21 protein-coding genes are annotated in these 20,064 nt (G+C 40.7%); all 21 read right to left on the bottom strand.

The features are described 5' to 3' along the window. Positions 1–63: 63 nt before the first annotated feature. The 21 genes from IRB43_RS01870 to IRB43_RS01770 all read right to left on the bottom strand — a co-directional run bounded on the left by IRB43_RS01870 (position 64) and on the right by IRB43_RS01770 (position 20,064). Complete coding sequence (locus IRB43_RS01870) at positions 64–1,182, bottom strand: Nif3-like dinuclear metal center hexameric protein (protein WP_203361726.1); 1,119 nt, start codon at positions 1,180–1,182, stop codon at positions 64–66. Further along, a complete protein-coding gene (locus IRB43_RS01865; protein ID WP_203361725.1) occupies positions 1,179–1,886 on the bottom strand; it encodes a tRNA (adenine(22)-N(1))-methyltransferase in 708 nt (235 codons plus the stop codon). Before IRB43_RS01865 ends, IRB43_RS01870 begins: the two co-directional genes overlap by 4 nt. A gap of 93 nt (positions 1,887–1,979) precedes the next feature. Continuing rightward, positions 1,980–2,348, bottom strand: coding sequence for a cytochrome c550 (cccA, locus tag IRB43_RS01860; protein ID WP_203361724.1), 369 nt, complete (start codon positions 2,346–2,348; stop codon positions 1,980–1,982). A 195-nt stretch (positions 2,349–2,543) separates the two neighbouring features. After that, positions 2,544–3,074, bottom strand: a complete 531-nt coding sequence (locus IRB43_RS01855) for a YfhO family protein (RefSeq protein ID WP_238941738.1) — start codon at positions 3,072–3,074, stop codon at positions 2,544–2,546. Positions 3,075–3,220: 146 nt separating this feature from the next. Beyond that, entirely contained in the window at positions 3,221–4,342 is a 1,122-nt protein-coding gene (gene rpoD / locus IRB43_RS01850) for an RNA polymerase sigma factor RpoD (protein WP_203361723.1), read from the bottom strand. A gap of 38 nt (positions 4,343–4,380) precedes the next feature. Next, positions 4,381–6,189 carry a DNA primase gene (gene dnaG, locus IRB43_RS01845; protein WP_203361722.1) on the bottom strand — a complete coding sequence of 603 codons (1,809 nt, stop codon included), beginning with the start codon at positions 6,187–6,189 and terminating at the stop codon, positions 4,381–4,383. 436 nt (positions 6,190–6,625) lie between these two features. Beyond that, positions 6,626–7,435 (bottom strand): pyruvate, water dikinase regulatory protein, encoded by an 810-nt coding sequence (locus IRB43_RS01840; RefSeq protein ID WP_203361984.1) that lies wholly within the window; start codon positions 7,433–7,435, stop codon positions 6,626–6,628. A gap of 29 nt (positions 7,436–7,464) precedes the next feature. After that, a complete protein-coding gene (gene ccpN / locus IRB43_RS01835; RefSeq protein ID WP_203361721.1) occupies positions 7,465–8,097 on the bottom strand; it encodes a transcriptional regulator CcpN in 633 nt (210 codons plus the stop codon). A gap of 264 nt (positions 8,098–8,361) precedes the next feature. Beyond that, entirely contained in the window at positions 8,362–10,434 is a 2,073-nt protein-coding gene (glyS, locus tag IRB43_RS01830) for a glycine--tRNA ligase subunit beta (RefSeq protein ID WP_203361720.1), read from the bottom strand. Continuing rightward, a complete protein-coding gene (glyQ, locus tag IRB43_RS01825) occupies positions 10,427–11,317 on the bottom strand; it encodes a glycine--tRNA ligase subunit alpha (protein ID WP_203361719.1) in 891 nt (296 codons plus the stop codon). Before glyQ ends, glyS begins: the two co-directional genes overlap by 8 nt. A 293-nt stretch (positions 11,318–11,610) precedes the next feature. Further along, positions 11,611–12,384, bottom strand: coding sequence for a DNA repair protein RecO (recO, locus tag IRB43_RS01820; protein WP_203361718.1), 774 nt, complete (start codon positions 12,382–12,384; stop codon positions 11,611–11,613). Between the two features lie 24 nt (positions 12,385–12,408). Further along, entirely contained in the window at positions 12,409–12,564 is a 156-nt protein-coding gene (locus IRB43_RS01815) for a YqzL family protein (protein ID WP_203361717.1), read from the bottom strand. 109 nt (positions 12,565–12,673) lie between these two features. Then, the gene (gene era / locus IRB43_RS01810; protein WP_203361716.1) at positions 12,674–13,591 is read right to left on the bottom strand and encodes a GTPase Era; all 918 of its coding nucleotides are present in this window, start codon (positions 13,589–13,591) and stop codon (positions 12,674–12,676) included. Next, complete coding sequence (locus IRB43_RS01805; protein WP_203361715.1) at positions 13,584–13,982, bottom strand: cytidine deaminase; 399 nt, start codon at positions 13,980–13,982, stop codon at positions 13,584–13,586. Before IRB43_RS01805 ends, era begins: the two co-directional genes overlap by 8 nt. A gap of 95 nt (positions 13,983–14,077) precedes the next feature. Beyond that, positions 14,078–14,458: a diacylglycerol kinase family protein gene (locus IRB43_RS01800; protein WP_203361714.1), complete on the bottom strand. Its 381-nt coding sequence runs from the start codon at positions 14,456–14,458 to the stop codon at positions 14,078–14,080. Beyond that, the gene (gene ybeY / locus IRB43_RS01795) at positions 14,436–14,909 is read right to left on the bottom strand and encodes an rRNA maturation RNase YbeY (RefSeq protein WP_203361713.1); all 474 of its coding nucleotides are present in this window, start codon (positions 14,907–14,909) and stop codon (positions 14,436–14,438) included. The genes IRB43_RS01800 and ybeY overlap by 23 nt, the downstream gene beginning before the upstream one ends. A gap of 18 nt (positions 14,910–14,927) precedes the next feature. Further along, positions 14,928–17,051: an HD family phosphohydrolase gene (locus tag IRB43_RS01790; protein ID WP_203361712.1), complete on the bottom strand. Its 2,124-nt coding sequence runs from the start codon at positions 17,049–17,051 to the stop codon at positions 14,928–14,930. Positions 17,052–17,191: 140 nt separating this feature from the next. Beyond that, positions 17,192–18,154 (bottom strand): PhoH family protein, encoded by a 963-nt coding sequence (locus IRB43_RS01785; protein WP_203361711.1) that lies wholly within the window; start codon positions 18,152–18,154, stop codon positions 17,192–17,194. Further along, complete coding sequence (yqfD, locus tag IRB43_RS01780) at positions 18,114–19,346, bottom strand: sporulation protein YqfD (RefSeq protein WP_203361710.1); 1,233 nt, start codon at positions 19,344–19,346, stop codon at positions 18,114–18,116. The genes IRB43_RS01785 and yqfD overlap by 41 nt, the downstream gene beginning before the upstream one ends. 12 nt (positions 19,347–19,358) lie before the next feature. Then, positions 19,359–19,643 (bottom strand): sporulation protein YqfC, encoded by a 285-nt coding sequence (gene yqfC, locus IRB43_RS01775; protein WP_203361709.1) that lies wholly within the window; start codon positions 19,641–19,643, stop codon positions 19,359–19,361. Between the two features lie 58 nt (positions 19,644–19,701). Beyond that, the gene (locus tag IRB43_RS01770; protein WP_203361708.1) at positions 19,702–20,064 is read right to left on the bottom strand and encodes a hypothetical protein; all 363 of its coding nucleotides are present in this window, start codon (positions 20,062–20,064) and stop codon (positions 19,702–19,704) included.

The following is a 20,064-nucleotide window of genomic DNA, read 5'->3' as shown; positions in this document are numbered from 1 at the left end:
TGAGATATAGGAAATATACAAACAGGGTTGCTCCGAATAGAAGCAGCCCTGTTTGTAGATTACTTATAGAAATGTAAAGGGGTCGGTATGAACGCTAGAAGGGATAAATTCAACGTTGAACCCTTTTTCAGCGGCTAAGGCCTCCATTTTTATAGCGGTTCCTTTTTTCATCACTTTCTCGACATTATGTCCCGGATCAACAATGTTTAATCCAGCGGCCATTGCATCGTGAGCAGTGTGGTAATAAAAGTCGCCAGTAACGTATACATCCGCACCTTTAAATTTAGCGGCTTGGAAATATTTATTTCCATCTCCCCCAAGCACAGCTACTTTCTTGACCGAATCAGTTAAATCGCCTACAACACGCACTCCGTTCACTTCTAACTTTTCTTTGACAAATTCAGCAAATTGACGAAGAGACATGGATTCTTTCAATTTCCCGACTCTTCCAAGCCCTAACGTCTCGCCCTTGTTGGCTAACGGATAAAGATCATATGCTACTTCCTCATAAGGATGAGCTTTGAACATAGCAGATAGGACCTTCTTTTCGATACTTTCAGGATAAATCGTCTCAATCTTCACTTCTACTACTTCTTCAAGTGCTCCCGCTTGTCCCATATAAGGATTGGCTGCTGCGCTCGGCTGAAAACGTCCTGTTCCTTGAGAGGAAAAAGAACACTGGCTATACTCGCCAATGAAACCGGCTCCAGCCGCTCCTAACGCTTCTCTCACTGCTGTTTCATGGGTTTCTGGCACAAAGACCGCCAACTTCTTCAAGCCGTCCTCGAACGTTGGGACAAGCACTTCCGGCTCTTGCAGTTCGAGCGCTTCAGCGAGAAGGTCGTTGACGCCTCCTTTCGCCACATCTAAGTTCGTATGAGCAGCATATACAGCAATGTCATGCTTAATCAGCTTCTCAATCATTCTTCCAGCCGGCTCACTCGTTACAATCGACTTCAACGGACGGAAAATCATTGGATGATGGGCAATAATCAGCTCCACTTTATTAGCAATCGCTTCTTCTACCACTTCTTCTAATACATCAAGTGCAACGAGGACTCGCTCAACCGGTTTATTTAATCGGCCGATCTGCAATCCGATTTTATCGCCTTCCATTGCATACTTTTTCGGTGAAAATTGTTCAAATAACTGAATGATTTCGTGACCGTTGGCTGTTTTCATTCCATCGCCTCCTTCATCAACTTTAATTCATCAAGCACTTGCTTCTTTTTCTCCCTCACCGCTTCTTCGTCTTCCGCGTTCTTTAAATTTTCCAAAACGAGCTCAAGCTGACGAGCCTCACGCTTCCATTTCTTCACAAACGCTTCATTTTTTTCTTCCATCAGAAATGGCCCTAATAACAGTTGCTGCGCTTGATTCGCTTGATAAGGCTTTAGCGGATCTCCTTTCTCAGCGGTTAGCACCTCATATATTTTCCCATCTTCTTCCATTATTGTTTCCGCCACCAGTTCCCATTCATTCGCTAGCAACCATTGGCGAATATTAATCGCACTAACATTTGGTTGAAGCACGAGACGCTTCACTCCTTCAAGCTTTGCCTTTCCTTCTTCTAAAATAGAAGCGATTAACGTCCCTCCCATTCCTGCGATCGTGATACATTCGACTTCTCCAGGGGCAATTACCTCGAGGCCATTTCCTTTTCGAACATCAATGAATGCTTCTAGCCCCGCTTCCTTCACTTGCTGTTTTGCGGCTTGAAAAGGGCCCTCTACTACTTCTCCCGCGACCGCTTGTGTGACTATTCCTTTCTTCACTGCATAGCAAGGTAAATACGCGTGATCCGATCCAATATCCGCCAACGTTGATTGGCTTGGAATTTGACTGGCTACAGCTGTTAACCTTTTAGATAATTGATTGATATTCATCATGTCACCACTTTACTTTTCTTTTCGTACCTAGTTTAAACAACTTCAATTGATAAAAAAAGTTCTTTGCACTGGGCAAAGAACTTTTGTCAATTATTTAACTTTGCTAAGCCAATCAGCCATTGCATCTGCATTTTCAGCTGGAACAAGCCCTGCTGGCATAGCTCCACGACCGTTAACTAATACTTCTTTAATTTGATCTTTTGATAGTTTTTCGCCAACACCTTTTAATGCGGGACCAGCTCCACCTTCATAGTTACCACCGTGACAGCCGACACAAGATTGCTGGTAGTGAGATTCTGCATCGAATTCTCCCCCAGCCGTTTCCTCTGTTTTAGCTCCACCTTCTTTTTCTTTTGCCATTTCTTTCGAGTTGCCAAGCCCCTCTAATGACAAGAAGAAAATCAGACCTAATCCAAATACCATAATTAGTAAAAATGGAATAACCGGATTGCGATTCATTTCTTAACCTCCCTTATGTATACGTATGACAAATAGAAAGTACAAACACCTTTTATTTTACTTGAAAAACAAGGAGACGAAAAGCCCTTATCACGAAGTTTTTTCTCTTTTGTCGTAATTTAGACACAATTTCTTCCTTGATTGTTAAAATCCAAAAAAAACTACTCTCGAACCTAAATTTCTCCATTTTTTATATTATATGAATATAAAAATAACCAATACAACCAAACCTAACCAAGCCGAAATGGTGAAATAAATCAATTGTAGTTTCTTTCCTGCTACCCACCATAGTAAACAGTTCATAAAAAGAAGAAGATGAAGAGAAAAGGGAACTTTTCCTTTTATTATGTCATGAAGTTCCACCGAATATACAAGTAATAAAATGGCAGAAACAATATAAAACATGGGGTACAATAAACCTTTTTTAGAAAAATAAAAACCTAAAGTTAAAAGCACTACGACAAAAAATACCAAAATCGCTGTTTGCAAAGGGAAGGACATTTCAGTAAAATATAGGACAAATAGTGAAACAATTAAAATAGATAAAGACACAAAAATACTTTTCAGCGGGAAGTAGTTGCCTTTCGTTGCTTGAACCGAAGACTCGTCCCATTCTTCTCCCTGACTGTATAAAGAAAGTAAATAATCACAATATTGCTCAGGAAGCATATGATTTTCTTTCCAAACCAATATTTCTTTTATAATAATCTTTTGTTTATCATCCAATTGCTGTCACATCCTAATTGATATGTAATGTGTCACAAACCTATGATTCAAAAAAATAAAGTGCCCGACCTCTCCTTAGTATTTATCATTTGCAAATACTAGCTACTCGGAGAGATGAGGCACTTATAGATTAGCTTTTTTACCGATTATTCAAGAAAATCTTTCAGACGTTTACTTCTGCTTGGATGACGGAGCTTACGGAGTGCTTTCGCTTCAATTTGGCGAATACGTTCACGAGTAACACCAAACACCTTTCCAACTTCTTCCAATGTGCGTGTGCGTCCATCATCTAGACCGAAGCGAAGGCGAAGTACGTTTTCTTCACGATCCGTCAATGTGTCTAACACATCTTCTAGTTGCTCTTTCAATAATTCATAAGCAGCATGCTCAGATGGTGAAGTCGCCTCTTGGTCTTCAATAAAGTCTCCTAAGTGAGAATCATCTTCTTCACCAATTGGCGTTTCAAGGGAAACCGGCTCTTGTGCTATTTTTAAAATCTCTCTTACTTTTTCAGGGGTTAAATCCATTTCTTCCGCAATTTCTTCTGGAGATGGTTCGCGACCTAAATCTTGAAGCAATTGTCTTTGGACACGAATGAGTTTATTGATCGTTTCCACCATATGAACAGGAATCCGAATGGTTCTCGCTTGGTCAGCAATCGCGCGAGTAATGGCTTGACGAATCCACCATGTTGCATACGTACTGAACTTAAAACCTTTACGGTAATCAAATTTCTCCACTGCTTTAATGAGACCCATGTTTCCTTCTTGAATTAAGTCAAGGAAGAGCATGCCACGTCCAACGTAACGCTTAGCAATACTAACAACTAGTCGCAAATTAGCTTCAGCAAGGCGGCGCTTCGCCTCTTCGTCTCCTTCTTCAATGCGAGTAGCCAGTTCAATCTCTTCATCTGCTGAAAGAAGGTCGACACGACCAATTTCTTTTAAATACATGCGCACCGGATCATTGATCTTCACACCAGGAGGAACACTTAAATCATTTAAATCAAACTCTTCACTCTCTTTTTCAAGTTCATGAAGGTTTGGATCTTCCTCTTCATCCTCATCGTTAGTGATATCGATTCCTTGCTCTCCAAGGTGCTCATAAAATTCATCCATTTGATCAGATTCTACTTCAAATGGTGACAATTTATCCGCTACATAGTCATAGGATAGCTTCCCGCGCTTTTTCCCTATTTCTATAATTTGCTCTTTTGCTCTTTCTAAAGTGACTTCAGTTTCTTTGGAACGTGTTGACTTTTCAGCCATTTGTCCCCCTCCTTCCAACATCCTTACCTCATACGGCATTACACTTTTAACTCTTTTTTAAGCTTTACTATTTCCATCGCAAGTTGAGCGGCTGTTTGATAGTCCTTTGCTTTTTCCGCTGCTATTTGCTGTTGTTTCTTTGCCTTGATGACTAACTTTTTGCGATACTTAAATACTTCTTTTATATAATCATGCACTTCCTCGTCATTTACATACTCACTGACCATCATCATTTCAATATCTGAAACGAGTCGGCGCAAGTTGGCATCAGGAAGAAAGTTAATAAAGATGCTTGAATCTGGTTCATGACCCTCTTCATAAAAACCAAGTAAATACGTGAAAATAGCTTGATGTTCATCCATGTTAAAAGCTTCACCGCCCATTAGTTCCTTCACTTTATAGGCAGTATCCGCATCTTTCAACATATGAGCAATCAGCCTTCGTTCAGCCGTTTGATAGGCTGGATAAAGCTTTTTGTTCATCTGAGGGGCCACAGGCGCAATCAATGCTTGCTGATTGGTTGGCTGCTTTTTCCTCTCTTTGAAAAACACCTGCTTCTCTTGTTGCTTTAAGGCATCCAGAGAAAGAGAAAACTGATCGGCTATTTGGCGTAAATAATAATCACGCTCCACAGCCTTTTGCAACTTAGCAATTTCCTTTAGCACTTCTTCGATGTAAGCAAGCTTTTGTCCTTCATCTTGAAGGTTTTTTCCTTGCTTGAAATATTCCATTTTAAAAGCCATTAATGTCAAGGCAGTCCCTATTATATTATCATGAAACTTCTCAGCCCCATGCTTCTTAATATAGTCATCAGGATCCATCTTGTCAGGAATCATCGCCACTTTCACATGGCAGCCGCTTTCGCTGAGCATTTCAGAGGCACGATAGGCCGCTTGAATACCAGCTGAATCACCATCATAACAAACGATCACTTGATCAGTCATCCGTTTAATTTGTTGGATATGAGCATCTGTTAATGACGTGCCCATTGTTGCAATGCCGGCTTCTACCCCTGCGGATGCTGCTGCAATGACGTCAGCAAATCCTTCGAATAGGATCGCACTATGCTGTTTGCGAATGACTGGCCTTGCTCGATGAAAATTATATAATAGGCGACTTTTGTTGAAAATAGGTGTTTCTGGACTGTTCAAATACTTTGGTTTCTCCTCATATAAAGCGCGTCCCGAAAAAGCAACAACTTTTCCCCGTTCATCATGAAGCGGAAACATAATCCTTCCTCGAAAACGATCAAAGTAAGAACCATCGTCCTTCTGAATAATCAGTCCTGCTCTTTCCAACTCTTCAAGTGAAAAGCCTCTTTTTTGCAAAAAAGCGGTCGTGAAGTCCCATTGCGGAAGCGACCAACCTATTTGAAAGGCTTCTACTTCCTGCTCGGTAAAACCTCGTTCTTGCAAATATTGTAATGCTTCTTGCCCTTCCTTTGTATTTACCAGCAAATGGTGGTAGAATTTTGTTAGGAGCTCATGGGCTTCAAGCATTCGATCCTCTTCTTTTGAAGCAGGCCGCTCAGGATGGTCACCAGGAAGTTGAATGTCCACTGCTACACCAGCGCGATCAGCAAGCTTACTGACAGCCTCTTGAAAAGAAATGTTCTCAATTTCCGTGATAAAAGTAAAAACATTCCCTCCGGCTCCGCACCCAAAACAATGATAAATCTGTTTATCTGGTGATACGGAAAACGAAGGAGAGTTTTCTCCGTGAAAAGGACACAGTCCAAAGTAATTTCGGCCTTGCTTCTTCAACTGAACGTAATCGCCTATGACTTCAGTAATATCAAGCGATTGCTTAATCTGTTGAATCGTTTCTTCAGGAATCTTCCTTGCCACTTAAACATCACCAGCTATACAATTGATCGATAAACAAGACTTGTTTCACCATATGAAATGATTATCGACAAATACTTTCATTTTTTTCTTTCTTTCCTATGCTTTATTATTCTACAAGCTTGTTTAGAATCCTTCTTATATACGAAATAACCTAAAAAATTTACGATCCTTCCCTCTCGAAGCTTTTTATGGAGGATGGCTAAAGCACATAAATAGTTTATTCCTTTATTCAGACCTCTAAACCTGTTTTAAATACATTTTTATCACAATTTTTTATTATAGTATATTTCCTCTAAAAAGACTATATTTTTTTACAACTTTCCAAAGAAAGTGAAAGAGGCTGCCCCCTTTCTCATGCAACTTCTGTTTCAACGACACAATATAGTATAGTTACACTATAAATGGCGCAAAAGAAGCTATGCTTGTAGGGCACCCTCTATGTTCTATTTCTCAATTTACTCATAATAATATTCGCTGTTTCTTCTACCGCTTTGTTGGTGACATCAATGGTTTCACAGCCAATTTTGCTAGTGATCTTTTCAAAATAGGCCATTTCTGTTTTGATTCGCTCTACATCCGCGTAGCTAGCACTATCATTTAACCCAAGGGACAGCAATCGTTCGCGACGAATCTGATTCAGCTTTTCTGGACTTATCTTTAAACCGTAACATTTTTCCGGAGGGATCGAAAACAATTCTTCCGGCGGATCCACTTCAGGCACAAGCGGCACATTCGCTACTTTTAACCGCTTATGTGCAAGATATTGGGATAAAGGGGTTTTCGATGTTCTTGAAACACCAATTAGTACAACATCCGCTTTCAGTAACCCTCTAGGATCTCTTCCATCATCATATTTAACAGCAAATTCAATCGCTTCTACTTTTTTGAAATATTCTTCATCTAGCTTGCGAACAAGCCCCGGCTCAAGAAGTGGCTCTCGACCATACATCGATTGTAATTGATCCATTAGCGGACCAATCAAATCAAAAATGACAATATTTTCTTCAAGCGCTCGTTGATGCATATATTTTCTCATGTCTGGCTTCACTAACGTGTATACAATGATCCCTTGCTCATTTTTAGCGAGATCAATGACTTCATTAATATGAAAAAAGTCTTCTACATAAGGGAAACGTTTAATCACCGCATGGGAACCATTAAATTGGCTCACTGCTGCTTTTGTTACTAGTTCAGCCGTTTCTCCTACAGAATCAGAAACAATATAAATAATTGGGTCGTTTACCAACAATGAGCAACCTCCTTTTACTTCCGCACTCAATCGTCATCAGCGAGTGATACGAAGGCCTTGACAATGTTTGTTTTTGTGATTCGTCCGACTACTTCATAACCTAGGTCCGTCTTTTTAACAACAGGAACGGAATCTATTTGTTTATCGATTAAGTTTTTTGCTACTTCAAGCAGTAGATCGTCCTTTTCACAAACGGTAATATTAGGCATTCTCGTCATAATAATATTTACCGGCATCGCACTTAAATCCTGTTTGCCAATACTCGCCCGCAGCAAATCTTTTCTTGATAGCACACCTGCCAGACAAGAGTGCTCATCCACCACAAACAGCGTTCCAACGTCTTCTAAAAACATCATGACAACCGCGTCATACACCGATACATTTTCTCTGACTACAACCGGAATCGCTTGGTAATCCCGCACATAAATTTTCATTAAATTTTCCGTAAGCAGCTGGGTACCCGTTTTGCCTGTATAAAAATAGCCAACTCTTGGTCTTGCGTCTAAAAAGCCTGCCATCGTTAATATCGCTAAGTCAGGTCTCAAAGTCGCTCTCGTTAAATTTAAGCGTTCAGCAATATTCTCACCAGTAATGGGGCCATTTTCTTTCACGATTTGCAATATTTGATCTTGTCGCTTATTTAGTTCCAATGTCCTCACCACCTAACACGCATTAAAGGCATCACTTGTCTAATTGTCAGAAACGACCATGCAGAGAATATCGTTTCAACAGCTAGACAAGGATGCTTGAATGAACTAAAAGTGTTATACCATATAAGAAATATTATATACTATTTAACAAAAATGAACAGCATCGTTTGTTCTTGTTTTGTTCCAGACAGCTCTTTTAGTCGGCATTCATGTGGTATGTTACTGAATCATCGATCATCAAGAGAGCAAATACATCATCAATCATATAGTTATTCATTTAACTAAAACGGCATTAAAATCAGCAAAATCAGTAATCAAACTAGCCAACGTTTGCATTTGATATAATCGGTTTGCCTTTATATTCTCCTCTTGCGCCATAACCATTGTATGCTCAAAATAATTTTCAATCAGCGGTTGAAGATTAGTAAGCAGCTGATACTTTTCTTCTACTGATTCCGCTGTTTTCCATGCCTCTTGAACACGAACAGTTGCCTCATACAATGCTTGTTCTTCATCATTAGCAAACAAGCTTGGATCTACTTCTCCTGTACCTTCTGCTTTTTTCGCGATATTTAACACGCGGCTAAGAGCTTCCACCGCTTCTTTAAAGTTCGCGGCTTCTTTATGAGCCATTAAAACAGCGGCTTTTTCAAATAAGACTGGCACCACGCCGATACGACCTTCAAGAACCGCGTCGATCATATCGTAACGCACCTCTTGTTCTTGCAGATTATGCTTCATTCGCAGTTTAAAGAAGGCCATTAATTCTTCTAACACAGCATGCGCTTCTTTGTCGCCAATCTGATCTTCTTTGACAATCGCTACAGCGGCTTCGATGACTTCCTCTAACGAAACATTCCATTTCTTATCGGCTAAAATATGAACGATACCCGCCGCCTGTCTTCTTAATGCGTAAGGATCTTGAGAACCGGTCGGAATGATATCGACAGCAAAGCAAGAAACGATTGTATCCAACTTATCTGCCAAGCTTACTAATGCACCTGTGAAAGTAGCAGGTGTATCATCTTCAGCATGGCGCGGCTGGTAATGTTCATTAATCGCTCGAGCGACCTCTTCGTCTTCGCCTTTTTGGAGCGCATATTTTTCTCCCATAATCCCTTGCAGTTCCGGGAATTCATACACCATTTGCGTCACTAGGTCGAATTTACAGATTTGCGCAGCACGGTCCGCTTTGTTCTTTGTGTCACTTTCTGCTCCTGTTAACTCGGCTAAGCTGGCAGCGATTTTGCGAATACGTGCGACCTTTTCAGCTAGCGTACCGATTTTTTCATGATAAACAATCGCTTCTAGCTTATTTAAAAACGTATCGATCGCTGTTTTTTGATCTTCTTTATAGAAGAAGTCGGCATCGGCTAGACGGGCACGAAGCACTTTTTCATTTCCGTGAGCCACTTTCTCTAAAGCGCTACTGTTTCCGTTGCGCACCGTAACAAAGTATGGAAGAAGAGTACCTTCTGGACTTTTCACCGGAAAATAACGTTGATGCTCTTTCATCGAAGTAATCAGCACTTCTTCTGGCAACTCAAGAAACTCTTCGTTAAATGAGCCATAAAGGGCGGTTGGAAATTCGACTAAGTTATTCACTTCTTCAAGTAGCGCTTCATCGACTGGAATAACCCATGATTGGTCTTTCTCAATCGCTATTAATTGCTCACGAATCATGGACTTTCTTTTTTCTGGATCGGCGATGACGTATTGCTCTTCTAAGCGTTGAACGTAAGCATTAGCATCGGTGATCTCCACTTGTTCTCCGAGGAAACGATGCCCCATTGTATGATTGCTTGTCGATACATTCGTAATGCTAAACGGAATTACCTCTTGTCCGAATAACGCAATCATCCACTTAATCGGACGAATATAACGCAAATCATTATCAGCCCATCTCATGTTTTTGCCAAAGTGCAGGCTCGTAATCACTTCGCGAAGTTCAGGCAGTAATTCTTTTGCTGGTTTTCCTTTCACGAATTTATTGACATGGGCATATTCGACCCCTTTAATTTCTTTAAAATAAATATCCTCGACGCTCATCCCTTGACCGCGAGTAAAGCCGATCGCTGCTTTTGACCATTCTCCGTCTTCGGAAAGGGCAATTTTCTTCGCTGGCCCTTTCGCCTCTTCTTCCATATCAGGCTGCGCCTCAGCTACATCTTTCACAATCACAGCTAAACGGCGAGGAGTGGAAAATAATTGAATGTCACCATGAGCAATATTTTGTTCAGATAAAAAGGCCTCTACTTTTTGACCTAGTTGATTCATCGACTCAGTGACAAAGCGAGCCGGCATTTCCTCTAAACCTATTTCTAATAATAACTCTCTTTTATTCATGTTCTGGCTCCCCTTTCCCCTTTAAAATTGGAAATCCTAATTTTTCACGTTCTTCATAAAATGTTTTGGCAATTTGTCTCGCTAAGCTGCGCATTCGACCTAAATAAGCCGTTCTCTCTGTCACAGAAATCGCTCCTTTTGCATCTAGCACATTAAAAACGTGGGAGCATTTCAGTACATAATCGTATGCCGGATGAACAAGTCCTTCGTCCATTTGACGCTTCGCTTCTTTTTCATAAATCGTAAATAAATGAAACAGCATATCAGCATCGCTCGTTTCGAATGTGTATTTAGAGTGTTCAAACTCTGGCTGATAGAAAATATCTCTTACGGTAAATCCGTCTGTCCACTCAAGATCAAATACATTTTCTTTTTCTTGAATGTATGAAGCCAAACGCTCAATTCCGTATGTAATTTCAACTGAAACAGGCTTACACTCTAAGCCACCGACTTGCTGGAAGTACGTAAATTGCGTGATTTCCATCCCGTCTAGCCACACTTCCCAGCCCAGTCCCGCACAGCCGAGGGAAGGGTTTTCCCAGTTATCCTCTACAAAGCGAATATCATGCTCTAACGGATCGATTCCTAATGCTTTTAAAGAGTCTAAATACATTTCTTGAATATTATCTGGAGATGGTTTCATAATTACTTGAAATTGATGGTGCTGATACAAGCGATTCGGATTTTCTCCATAACGTCCATCCGCCGGACGACGGCTTGGCTCCACATATGCTACATTCCAAGGTTCTGGACCAATTGCCCGTAAAAATGTATATGGGCTCATCGTTCCTGCCCCTTTTTCTACATCATAGGCTTGCATTAAAATACAGCCATGGTCAGACCAATGCTTTTGCAATGTTAAAATCATGTTTTGAATATTCATGGTTTAGCCCCTCTTTCTCCTTATGTTAAAAAAATAAAAAACTCTCGTCGCTATGCACAAAATTGTACATAGGGACGAGAGTTACCCGCGGTTCCACCCTACTTGCCACAGACTTTCCATCCATGACCTCTTTTCAACTGGCTGCTCCAGACTGCCTTTCCTTGACGCTCTCTACCCGGCTCGCACCATCCCGGGTTCGCTTAAAGCAGAGGGAAATCAAGTACTCTATTCCTTCACTGCAGCTATTTGCTATTCATTAAGTATATAAAATTTAATCGAAAACTTGACTTTTGTCAATCCTCTTGCTTCCGTTCCACTAAGATCGATTCCATCTTTTCTAGCTGATCTAGAAACTTACGCGATTTTAAAAACAAACCGGAATATTCATCATAGTAAAGAGAAATCGCTGCTCGCAACTCCTTTTTTGTCTCCGGTTTGACATTGATATTTCCTAAACGTTCTAGATCCATGTAATAAAATAAGCGCAACAGCCGAATGGTTGGCTGAGAAAGCGGCAATCGATGAGGGTCGACATCGAAGCATCGATGACAGAGCAAACCATTTTCACGAATGGAAAAGGCGAAATGCCCTTCACGGCTTTGACAGTGAACACAGTGTGACAGTTCAGGATGTAAGCCGATAACTTGCAACATTTTCATTTCAAAAATGTTCGTCAAAATTTCCGCATCATAGCCTTCATTTAAATAATAAAGCGATTGCTTTAGAAATTCATATAAGTACGGATTCACCTGCTGGTCATCCGTACTTTTATCCAATAGTTCTACCATGTAAGCAGCATAGGCCGTAATCATTAAATCTTCACGAACATGCCGCATAGAAGTAAGAATTTCTCCTTGTTGCAGGGTCCCTAGACCACCGCCTTGCTGCACAAGAAACTGTCCATGTGTTAACGGCTGAGTAATCGCAGAAAGGCGACTATTTGGCTTTCTGGCCCCTCTAGCCATGAAAGCCATCTTGCCTTTCTCTCTTGTAAATATCGTGACGATTTTATTCGTTTCACCATAATTTGTTGTCCGAATAATGATTCCTTCAACTTTTTGAAGCATGAGAAGGCCATCCTTCCATCCTCCTCAGTTCGTAATCCCAGTAATCGGGAAATCTAATTCCGCCAGCCGGTGTTCCTGTTCAAACGGGGTTCCTTCGTTATCATTTTGAATTTCCTTATACAAAAGGTACGCTTCTACACTTCCCGTCTCCGAAAAGACTTTCCAGCTAAAATCCAACATGTTTTTCCCGCCTTTCTTAAAAATTGAAACTGGCATTCACTTACGGATTCTTTTTTAGCTTCACCGATTCCTTATTGATTATGAGGAGCAAAAATTTCTAATGTTTTCATTAATACTCATCTTCACGAAATCCGAAATCCCGAAGATTGGATTGTTTATTGCGCCAATCCTTTTGCACCTTCACCCATAGCTCTAAAAACACTTGAGAACCAAGCAGATTTTCAATATCGATTCGTGAACGTTTTCCTACTTCTTTCAACAAACTTCCGCGCTTGCCAATCACAATTCCTTTTTGTGAATCTCGTTCTACGACGATCGTCGCCATGACATTGACAATATCTTTATCTTCCCTGCGCTCCATCTTATCAATCACAACAGCAATTGAATGAGGAATTTCTTCCCTTGTTAAATGAAGAACTTTTTCACGAATAAGCTCAGACACAATAAATCGTTCCGGATGATCGGTCACTTGATCAGCTGGATAATATTGAGGACCTTCTGGTAAAACTCCCTCGATTTGCATCAGCAATTGCTCCACATTATTGCCTTCAAGAGCAGAAATCGGAACAATTTCCTTAAACGGGTATAAATCTTTATACTGTTCGATCAGTTCCAACAACTGATCTGGATGAATTTGATCGATTTTATTGAGGACAAGAAATACAGGGGTTTGAATGCCTTGCAACTTGTCGATAATAAATTCATCTCCCCGTCCATATCCTTCCTCCGCATTCACCATAAATAGCACAAGGTCTACTTCTCTTAATGTGTTGATGGCTACCTTCATCATAAAGTCCCCAAGCTTATGCTTCGGTTTATGAATTCCTGGCGTATCAATAAAGATCATTTGCGCCTCTTCCTTTGTATAGACGCCTTGCACTTTATTTCTTGTTGTTTGCGGCTTGTCGCTCATAATCGCGATCTTTTGTCCGATCACTCGATTTAAAAATGTGGATTTGCCGACATTTGGGCGACCGATGATGGAAATAAAGCCTGATTTGTGTTTCGTGTTCGTTTGATTATTCATGTAAGTCCTCCGGTGAAAATGCTCCTGGTAATAATTCTTGAACTGTATGTTCTTCTATATCTCCTTGAAGGTTCGTTAAAATAACTTTCATATCGGGCGGACAAAGTTCGGAAATCACTTGGCGACAAGCCCCACATGGAGGGACAGGACGTTTCGTATCTGCTACGACAGCTAAGGCCGCATACTTCGTCGCACCTTCCGACCACGCTTTAAACAAAGCGGTCCGTTCCGCACAATTGCATAAGCTGTAGGCAGCATTTTCAATATTGCACCCTTGAAAGACCTTTCCATCCGTGGTCAAAAGCGCCGCTCCTACTTTAAAACGAGAATAAGGAACATAGGCACGTTCTCTTGCTGCTTTCGCTTCTTGAATTAATTGATCAATAGTCATATTCATGCTCCTTCACTTTTTATTTTAATACAAAATCAACCATTTGTAATCCCTTATCTGATAAAAATCTGAAAAATCTAAATTTTTAAAAATAATTACAATAACTTAGGTATAAATATGATTAAACCTACGATAACAGAAAGAATAGCATATAGCAAAACAGCTCCTGCCGCTAAATCTTTCGCTTGCTTGGCCAAGGGGTGATACTCATCCGTCACTAAATCGACCGTCTTTTCAATCGCCGTATTGATGATTTCTAATACAAACATGCCGAAAATTAAAAATAAAACAACAACCCACTCCATTTTCGCAAGCGATAGCCACATTCCCATGCTAATCGTCACAACAGCTGCCGCCATATGGAAGCGAAAGTTCGGTTCGTCCATGGCTAATCGAATACCTTCTAATGCAAAGCGATGAGAAGCAATCAACCGTTTCCAATGAAAAGTTCGTTTATCTTTTAAGTCCATACTCATCAAGAATCTCTCTTTGCTTTGTAAACATGACTTTCTCTTCTTCTTCTGTCATATGATCATAACCTAATAAATGTAGCAGCCCATGAACGACAAGAAAAGCTAATTCCCGCTCAACACTATGGCCATACTCCTCTGCCTGCTCCTTCGCTCGAGGAATAGAAATAATAATGTCCCCAAGCACACGTGGAAGATCCTCTGCTCCGGTGATCGCCACTTCTTCCTCCCCCATCTCTTCTAAAGCGAAAGAAATCACATCTGTCGGCTGATCTTTCCCCCGATAGTCCCGGTTAATTTCTTGAATTTTTTCGTTGTCAGTAAGGGTGATGGATACCTCACTTCCAGCGTTTACTCCTTCTTTCTGAGCGGTGAAGTTCAAGACATCTGTGATCAGTTGACTTATTTCTTCTCCCTGTTCTTCTGTTTCATCGATAATATCGATCACTAAATCCATTTGACGTCCTCCAGTTAGTTAATTTTGTTCCGCAACGGCCACTTCCTCTGTTCCCGGATATTTAATTCGGGAATGAAAGATCCCACTTAACGCTTCACATAATGTTTTCTTTACAATCTGTACTTCCTTTAACGAAATATCACATTCATTAAATTGACCATCGCACAATCGATCCGCCACGATTTGATCGACGAGTGTTTCAATTTGCTCCGTCGTCGGATGATCCATTGATCGAACAGCCGCCTCAACACTATCCGCAATACTAATAACAGCCGCTTCTTTCGTCTGAGGTTTTGGGCCTGCATAACGAAAATCATGTTCGACTATGTCGGGATTCTTTTCCTTTGCTTGAAAATAAAAATACTTCACAAGCGTTGTTCCATGATGCTGCTCGGCTATATCAATAATTTCTCGGGGAAATTTATGCTCTTTTAACATCTTTACTCCATCCGTCACATGGGAAATAATAATATTCTTGCTCACTTCAGGAGAAAGCCGATCATGAGGATTGCCTAAACTGCCTTGATTTTCAATAAAAAGTTGCGGATGGCTTGTTTTCCCAATATCGTGATAATAACACCCTACTCGCGCTAATAATCCATTTGCTCCAATTGCTTCACAAGCGGCTTCTGATAAATTGGCCACCATGACGCTATGATGGTACGTACCTGGCGTTTCGGTTAATAACTTTTTTAACAGTGGGTGATTCGGATTAGATAACTCAATCAATTTCATCTTAGATAACATCCCAAATGCTGCTTCAATAAACGGCAGCATCCCCATTGCCAAAACAGCAGATAACAAACCAGAAAGAAAGGAGAATAAAGTAAAATACAAAAACTCTTTTTCTGTGTACTGGCCAGTCACAAGCAATTTCAAAAACAAAATCACAAACACATTCACTAAAGAAACCAGCATCCCTGCCCGCAACAAATTAATATTTTTGCTGCCCATTAAAAATAATATACCAGCCAAGCCACTAAATAAAATGTATAAGCCCATTTCAACATTTAGTGTTCCATTTAAATGTTCGTTAAAAATCAGCGTGCCGCAAGCAGATAAAGCGATCGTTACAACAATAGCTATTCGCTCATTCACAAGGACCGTTAACAACATCGCCGCCAGTGCAGCCGGATAAGCGTACGTCAGCTCATATAACTCACTATAGTTTAATATATCCGCAAGCTTCATAATAAATAAAGCAAAAAGAAAGACAGCGCTTGAAAGCAACAACACTGATGTTTTTTTCTGTTCCTCCATAAGAGAATAGCGAAAATAATAGTAAAGCAAAAATAACACAACTGCAATAAAAATCAGCAAGCCAATCACCGGTTTATAAGATGGATCATTTTTCAACAAGCCTAGCATTTCTAACTGGCGGTATGTCTCCCGATCAATTAAATGCCCTTCCTGCACAATCACCTGTCCTTGCAAAATGCGGACAGGCTCTACACTTGCCATTGCCTCTGTTCTTCTTTTTTCTGTTAACTCCTTATCATACACCACTGTCGGGGCGATGGCGTAACGCGCGATCGAAGCCACTGCATCTTGATATTCATTGGGGATGGAAGACGTTCGGACACGCTGTTCAACCTCCGATTTTGCTGTCGCTGTATCTTCTGTGCGGATTCTCTTTTCTAAAGACGTTTTCACAAGATCCTCTGTCTTCGTCTTTAATAAAGCCAATTCTTTCGGCTTGGACTCGAGCAAAGAAGATAATTCCCGATCACTAATGACTCTTGTTGCTCCTTCCGCTTCATTTGTGAAGCTCTTCTTCAGCCATGCTAACTGCTCATCTTGATCATCAGGATATTTCGTTTTCGCCTCAAGAACAAAATCAAATAACGAATTCACTAACAGCAAGCGATTGTTGACGATATCACTTTTATAAATATAGGCCTCTTCCACTTCAGCAGCTGCTCTTTTTTTCTCTTTTTCTGTACTCTGCTCATCTACTATTGTTACTTGCGATCGAATGGTTCGATCTGAAACGGAGAAAAGCTCAATTTCATACGTTTCCGGTTTCACATGAGTATAAAGCAGCACAAACATTAATATAGCTACTAATATAAACACAATCAAGGTAAGCACCCGATCACTCACATATGTGCGAATCCGGTCAATCATAGATTGTATATTCATTACATCCTCCTGTTAACACGGTAGTTTCACCTTTGCGGTACATGTAAAACAATAACAGATTTCTCCAAAAAATTCATGTATCGCCCTGTTGAATGCATGAGTCCAAATCGAACGAAAAAGGCGGCTCAGCAGCCGCCTTTTTATTCTTCCGCTTCTTCATATGCTTGAATAATTTTAGCCACAAGCGGATGACGAACTACATCGCTTTGCTCTAAATAAACAAAGGCAACAGACGTCACATCTTTCAGTATATATTCCGCAGAGACCAGCCCTGATTGGGCCCCTTTCGGCAAATCGATTTGTGTGCGGTCGCCGGTAATGACCATTTTCGAGCCGAAGCCAAGGCGGGTTAAAAACATTTTCATTTGTGCTTTTGTCGTATTTTGCGCCTCATCTAAAATAACAAACGCATCATCAAGTGTTCGTCCCCTCATGTAAGCAAGCGGAGCTATTTCAATCGTTCCTCTTTCAATGAGCCGCTGAGTATGTTCTGTTCCTAATACATCATTTAAAGCATCATACAGCGGGCGTAAGTACGGATCTACTTTTTCTTTTAAATCGCCGGGAAGAAAGCCTAAACTCTCTCCCGCTTCCACTGCTGGGCGAGTTAAAATAATTCGCTTCACCTGTCCTTTTTTAAGGGCATGAACAGCCATTACGACCGCTAAATATGTCTTTCCTGTACCAGCAGGACCGATACCAAACACTAAATCTTTATGGCGAATCGCACTGACATACTGCTGCTGTCCGAGCGTTTTAATACGAATCGATTTACCTTGGGCATTTTTCGTAATTTCCTGCTCATATAGCTCCTCGAGATATTCAATCGTTCCGCGCTTCGCCATTTGCACCGCGTTAATCACGTCCCGCTCACTGATTTGAATCCCTTTCCGAATAATTAGCAACAAGCGATAAATAATTTCTTTCACTAACGCTGTCGCCTCTTCCATTCCGGCAATATGGATCATTTCTCCGCGGGTAATGATCGAAACATCGAATTCTTCTTCTAATATACTTACGTTTTTATCTGATACTCCCAATAAAGCTTGAGCTTCATTTGGGTTATCGAGCTGAAGGTTCATTATGTTTTTTTCTTCTGGCATTCTCTATATCTCCTTGAGTAATTGATTGACCTACTGCTATATCTTCTAGTACTTGGAAGTGAACAATTAACTTAACTTTACCATTCTTAATCTCATTGTGTAAAATCTTTTCCCCAGTAATTTTTGCTTTTTCAGATAATTGACCTTGTAAATCTTCTCTTGCCGCTTGAAGAGCTTGTACTTTTCCTGTCTGTTCTGTATATGAGCGCTGGATCAGATTGCTTTCATAATAGCTTTTTTCAATATAATGAACGGGTAATTTCATCCCTAAAAAGGAGATCGGATACTCTTTATCCTCTACCTGCATGTTCTGAAAAGCCGGCTCTTTAAACCCCCATACCTTCAGGTTGAAACGATCCACCTTTATATAATGCTTTCTCACATTCGAACCTGTCAATGCATGAAAGCTAGTGGTTAACGGTAGCTCCACAGCCGTTTTGTACCACGTTTCTCCATATACTTTGCCATCTGCTGATACAACCCGAAACTTCTTTTCATCTCCTATATATCCAGAAACCAACCGCTGTCCTTTCCGAACAAATTGATTTCTCTTTACGATAGCCTGTCCTTTCTCAACGAACATATTGACAATGACGGCATCTTTGTTAGCTATGAGATGCTGCGGTCCTTTTGCTTGTTTTTCTTTCGGTGCATTTTTCTCAACGACCCGGAAATGATAAGTACTTCCTTTTAATTCTACTCCAATCCATGTTAATCCATCTACGTCATGAAGTAATTTTTTTTGCACCGTCTCCGGATCATCTAATGAAAAAATTAATCGTCCTTTCTGAATGCCGATTCGACCTAATTCTTGACGAATTTTATGCTCCATTTCCGGACTGGCTCCATTAATATCAATTCGCCAAACCACATTAGATAACAGCAACACCAGCACGAAAAACGCGACCATTCCAATGATAAATCCAGAGCTTTTAAGCATTCTCTTAAGCAGAAAAGGCAATCCTTCCCCTTTTAAAAAAAAGACTTTTCCTTCAAAATCACGAGCGCATTTTCGTAAATCTTGAACATGGTGAAGAGAAAGCGAAAATGTAATCGCCTCTTTTTCTTGCCGCCGCACTTGCCAAAGAGGGATACGGGAACGAATCAGCCGATTAAGAAATCGTTCAACCCCCGGCCCTGTAATTCTGACATGGACCACCCCTCTAAAAAAAGCGAGCCACTGATTGTTCAACCCTTCTCCCTCCTATCCTTCTAAATACACGAGCTTGACGATTTTTCCTTCAAGCAAGAGCTCCTCTGGTAAGATCGTTTTGATCGTAAACGAATGGCCTTGAATTAATAATTGTCCTTTCGTCAGCAATAGCCGAACTTCCTTATCTGAAAAAGCAAGCAGACCTCTATGATTTTCAATATAAATATGCAGCTGACCAATGATCGTGATGCGTGGAAGGTCCATCATGACATCTTCGGGTAGATTCATTGAATTTGCCAGCCAATTTTTCATTTGTTGGCCCCACTTTTTCGCCATAAAAAAGAACCCTCCTTTCCTTTCAAATGTATGAAAAGAAAGCAAGGTTCATGTCAGTTTATTTCCGGCGGCGCGCCTTCGGAGGGCCGATCACTTGTGAAAAAATAATCCCTTTTAATAGATCGTCCTCTTCCATTTCATAAGAGGAGTGTTTTTCCTCCTGGACTTCCAAACGTTCTCGTCTCCCGCTACCGATTCTCAGCTCCGGTTCTTTAAAAGGCGGAACCGTTTCTGTTCGCGTTTCTTCTATAAGCGGCTTGGATGACCGTACAGTTTTTTTCTGTTTGGTCTGTCTGTTTGTTTCAGGCAGATGAGCCACTGGTCCCGGTGATCGTTTATCTTTTTCACGATCGCTAAAACGTTTAAAGATGTTGACAATAAGTCCGATAACAATCGCTATAATAAAGGATTCAATCGCCAA

Source organism: Bacillus sp. REN10 (genome assembly GCF_016820555.1).
Taxonomy (GTDB): domain Bacteria; phylum Bacillota; class Bacilli; order Bacillales; family Domibacillaceae; genus Bacillus_CE.
The sequence above is the reverse complement of the archived record's forward strand: the minus strand, read 5'-3'. Positions and strand labels throughout refer to the sequence as shown.

Coding starts and splice junctions, on each gene's coding strand:
- glyQ (WP_203361719.1), bottom strand. CDS start 11,317: ATGAATATTCAAAACATGATTTTAACATTGCAAAAGCATTGGTCTGAC.
- IRB43_RS01785 (WP_203361711.1), bottom strand. CDS start 18,154: ATGCCAGAAGAAAAAAACATAATGAACCTTCAGCTCGATAACCCAAAT.
- recO (WP_203361718.1), bottom strand. CDS start 12,384: ATGCTTCAAAAAGTTGAAGGAATCATTATTCGGACAACAAATTATGGT.
- rpoD (WP_203361723.1), bottom strand. CDS start 4,342: ATGGCTGAAAAGTCAACACGTTCCAAAGAAACTGAAGTCACTTTAGAA.
- IRB43_RS01870 (WP_203361726.1), bottom strand. CDS start 1,182: ATGAAAACAGCCAACGGTCACGAAATCATTCAGTTATTTGAACAATTT.
- IRB43_RS01790 (WP_203361712.1), bottom strand. CDS start 17,051: ATGAATATACAATCTATGATTGACCGGATTCGCACATATGTGAGTGAT.
- glyS (WP_203361720.1), bottom strand. CDS start 10,434: ATGAATAAAAGAGAGTTATTATTAGAAATAGGTTTAGAGGAAATGCCG.
- IRB43_RS01865 (WP_203361725.1), bottom strand. CDS start 1,886: ATGAATATCAATCAATTATCTAAAAGGTTAACAGCTGTAGCCAGTCAA.
- ybeY (WP_203361713.1), bottom strand. CDS start 14,909: ATGGATTTAGTGATCGATATTATCGATGAAACAGAAGAACAGGGAGAA.
- IRB43_RS01800 (WP_203361714.1), bottom strand. CDS start 14,458: ATGAGTATGGACTTAAAAGATAAACGAACTTTTCATTGGAAACGGTTG.
- IRB43_RS01815 (WP_203361717.1), bottom strand. CDS start 12,564: ATGTTGGATTTTAGCTGGAAAGTCTTTTCGGAGACGGGAAGTGTAGAA.
- IRB43_RS01805 (WP_203361715.1), bottom strand. CDS start 13,982: ATGACTATTGATCAATTAATTCAAGAAGCGAAAGCAGCAAGAGAACGT.
- era (WP_203361716.1), bottom strand. CDS start 13,591: ATGAATAATCAAACGAACACGAAACACAAATCAGGCTTTATTTCCATC.
- yqfC (WP_203361709.1), bottom strand. CDS start 19,643: ATGGCGAAAAAGTGGGGCCAACAAATGAAAAATTGGCTGGCAAATTCA.
- cccA (WP_203361724.1), bottom strand. CDS start 2,348: ATGAATCGCAATCCGGTTATTCCATTTTTACTAATTATGGTATTTGGA.